Below are 3,406 nucleotides of genomic sequence, written 5' to 3'. Positions count from 1 at the left end.
TTGTTACGCGTCCACTGGGTGATGCGGCCGCCGTCGGCCGTGGACAGGTTGTAGACGTCCAGGGCCTTGCCGCTGGTGCGGTTGACCAGGACGTACCAGGCGTTGGTGTCGACGGTCGCCGCGTTCGCGGCGTTCGTCGACACCAGCGCGACCAGGAAACCGGCCATGAGCGTGGTCACGGCCGCGATGATCGCCGCCGTCCTCCGGTGCGGGCGCCGGGTATGCGTGATTTCCAAAGTGTGCTCCTTGTTCGAGAACGGCTCAACCGACACGGGAGAGCTGCCACTGCTGGTTGTTGCCGCCCCAGTCGTCGTACTGGACGATGTTGGCGCCGTCGGCGGTGGAGGCGCCCTGGACCTCCAGGGCCTTGTTGCTGTTGCGGTTGATCAGGCGGACGTAACCGCCCGAGGAGTCGGCCAGGCGCCACTGCTGGTTGGTGCCGTTGAGGTCGGCCCACTGCACGACGGCGCCGCCGTTGGCGGTGGAGAAGCCGCTGACGTCCAGGACCTTGCCCGAGTGGCGGGACTTGACGCGGTAGTAGCCGCCGCCCGAGTTGACGAACTGCCACTGCTGGTTGTTGCCGTTGTTACGGGACCACTGGGTGATGCGGCCGCCGTCGGCCGTGGACAGGCCGTAGACGTCCAGGGCCTTGCCGCTGGTGCGGTTGACCAGGACGTACCAGGCGTTGGTGTCGATCGGCCCGCCGGAGGTCGGCGTCGGCGTCGGGGTCGGGTTGGTGGAACCGCCGTTGAGGGCGTTGAGCGTGCTGGTGTAGGCGGCCTTCTTGTTGCCGGAGGCGTCGAACAGCAGCGGGTTCTCCCCGGTGCGCCAGGAGTCGCTGTCGCGGATGCCCCAGACGGTGATGCCGTTGCACCGGGACACCGCCAGGCACGCCCGGGTCACCGTGGCGTAGATGTTGGCCTGGTTGGACCCCTGGGCCACGTCGAGCTCGGTGATCTGGACGTCGACGCCGAGGTCGGCGAAGCGCTGGAGGTTGGCCTGGTAGTCACCGGAGATGGAGCCGCCCAGGTGTGACTGGAAGCCGACGCAGTCGATCGGCACGCCGCGCGCCTTGAAGTCGCGCACCATGTTGTAGATGCCGGTGCTCTTGGCGTTGATCCCGTCGGTGTTGTAGTCGTTGTAGCAGAGCTTGGCACCCGGGTCGGCGGCGTCGGCCGCCCGGAAGGCGGCCTCGATCCAGTCGTTGCCGGTGCGCTGCAGGTTGGAGTCGCGCCGCCCGCCGCTGCCGCCGTCGGCGAACGCCTCGTTCACGACGTCCCAGGAATCGATCTTGCCGCGGAAGTAGGTGGCGACCTGGGTGACGTGGTTGATCGCGGCGTTGCGCAGGTCGGAACCGGACAGGCCCTGGGCCCAGCCGGGCTGCTGCTGGTGCCAGAGCAGGGCGTGACCGCGGATCTTCATGCCCTGGCCCAGGGCGTGGTTCACGATCCGGTTGGCGCTGGTGTAGTTGAAGCTGCCGCGCTGGGGCTCGGTGGAGCTCCACTTCATCTCGTTCTCGGCGGTGACCGAGTTGAACTCGCGGTTGAGGATGTTGACGTAGGTGGAGTCACCGAGCCTGCCGGCTGCGACGGCGGCGCCGAAGTAGCGGCCGCCTCTCTCGGCCGCCGACGCGCCCAGCGTGGAGGCTGCGTCCGCCGGAGCGGAGATCGCAGCCGACACGCCGATGGCGACCACGGCGGCGCTCAGGAGGGACAGGAATCTCCGCAGCCGGGTGCGCCCGGAAGGCCGGGCCGAGCGGTTTGGGGGGTGCATCACGGGCTACCTTTCTGGTTTCACGGTGTGGTGAGGTCGAACCGGTTCACGGTCACCGCTCCGCCCAGTGACTGGGTGGCGTAGTTGAAGATGCCGAAGCGGTAGCCCATGAAGAACTGCCAGGCGTTGTTCAACGTGAAGGCCGGTCCGAGCGCGGTGAAGTTCACGCCGTCGGTGCTGTAGGAGAACCGGGCCTGCCTGCCGGATCCCGGCCGGATGTCGGCGTTCACCCGCAACCAGATCTTGCCGCCCGAGATGTTCGCGCTCGCCGCCTCGGTGCCGGTGCCCGTGGTGGCCCAGCTGCTGTTCATGGTCAGGCCGTTGGTCATCACGACCCGGTTGACGCCGTTGTCGCGTTTGACGCCGATCCACGCCGACTGATCTCGGAGCATCGCCAGCCCGGACCGGTCACCGTTGGCCATCGCCGAGTAGTCGAGCTCGATCGTCGCGGTCGACGACGGGCCCTGGATGCGGTGGGTCAGGGTGTTGCGGGCGTTGTAGAGGTCGTTGGTGACGGTCGCGGTCTGCAGGCGCAGGCCGTTTCCGGTGGAGAAGCGGCTGGTGTCGGGGTTGTGGTTCCACTCCCACCGGTGGCCGAGGCTGCCCGAGGTGAAGGTGTCCGGGCCGATCATCGAGGCCACGGTCTTGGAGGTCTGGATGTTCGGCTTCGGGTAGTTGACGCCCCAGCCGCCGTTGACCGTCTGGACGGTCGGCCAGCCGTCGGCGCTCCAGTTGATCGGTGCCAGAGCCGGCATCCGGCCGCCGGGGTAGGCGTCGACGAACGACATGTAGTACCAGGCGCCGTTCTGCGTCTGGACCAGGCCGCCCTGGTGCGGCACGCCGCCGCCGGAGATCGGGCCGGGCATGTTCAGCAGGACCTGGCGCATCTCGTACGGGCCGAACGGGCTGCTGGAGCGCAGCACGTACTGGCCGTTGGCCGGGCGGGTCAGCCAGATGTAGTAGTAGCCGTTGCGCTTGTAGAAGCGGGCGCCCTCCAGGGTGCCGACGCTGGAGGGGGTCTGGAAGACCTGCTGGGCGCGCACCTGGCTGAGACCGTCGGCCGAGAGCTGGGCGACGCTGATCGTGCCGTTGCCGTAGGCGACGTACATGGTGTCGTTGTCGTCGACGAGCAGGCCGGCGTCGTAGTAGCAGTTGTTGATCCGGGCGCGCTTGGTCCAGGTGCCGTCCACGGCGGAGGCGGTGTAGACGTAGGTGCGGTTGAACTCGGTGCAGCCCATCCAGTAGTAGGTGCTGTTGCTCGGCCGGTAGTTGAGCGTCGAGGCCCAGATGCCCTTCACGTAGGCTCGGCCGCCGTTGAGGTCGTAGGCGTTGGACTCGAAGTCCAGGCGCGGGACCGAGTGGCCCGCGTACTCCCAGTCGACCAGGTTGTAGGAGCGCAGGATCGGCGCGCCGGGCGAGTAGTGCATCGTCGACGCCGAGTAGTAGTAGGCGTCGCCGACCCGGATGATGTCGCCGTCGGCGAAGTCCTGCCAGACGACCGGGTTGGTGTAGTTACCGCCCGGACCCGGCGTCGGGGTCGGGGTGGGCGTCGGGTCCGTTCCGCCGACCTGGACGAACTGCCACTGCTGGTTGTTGCCGCCCCAGTCGTCGTACTGGACGATGTTGGCGCCGT

Annotated in this window: 3 protein-coding genes; all 3 read right to left on the bottom strand. The window is 68.0% G+C overall.

Annotation, left to right across the window (positions count from 1 at the left end):
- A partial coding sequence (locus ACTOQ1_RS42675) for an RICIN domain-containing protein (RefSeq protein ID WP_440074290.1) occupies positions 1-167 on the bottom strand: 167 nt, incomplete at its 3' end.
- 94 nt (positions 168-261) lie between these two features.
- A complete protein-coding gene (locus ACTOQ1_RS42670) occupies positions 262-1,773 on the bottom strand; it encodes an endo-1,4-beta-xylanase (RefSeq protein WP_440074287.1) in 1,512 nt (503 codons plus the stop codon).
- 20 nt (positions 1,774-1,793) lie between these two features.
- The coding region (locus ACTOQ1_RS42665) for a family 43 glycosylhydrolase (protein ID WP_440074285.1) at positions 1,794-3,406 on the bottom strand (1,613 nt) is incomplete at its 5' end.

The organism is Streptosporangium sp. OZ121, from assembly GCF_051918885.1.
Lineage (GTDB): Bacteria > Actinomycetota > Actinomycetes > Streptosporangiales > Streptosporangiaceae > Streptosporangium.
Note: the sequence above shows the minus strand (reverse complement) of the source record. Positions and strands in the feature narration are given on the sequence as shown.

Coding starts and splice junctions, on each gene's coding strand:
- ACTOQ1_RS42670 (WP_440074287.1), bottom strand. CDS start 1,773: ATGCACCCCCCAAACCGCTCGGCCCGGCCTTCCGGGCGCACCCGGCTG.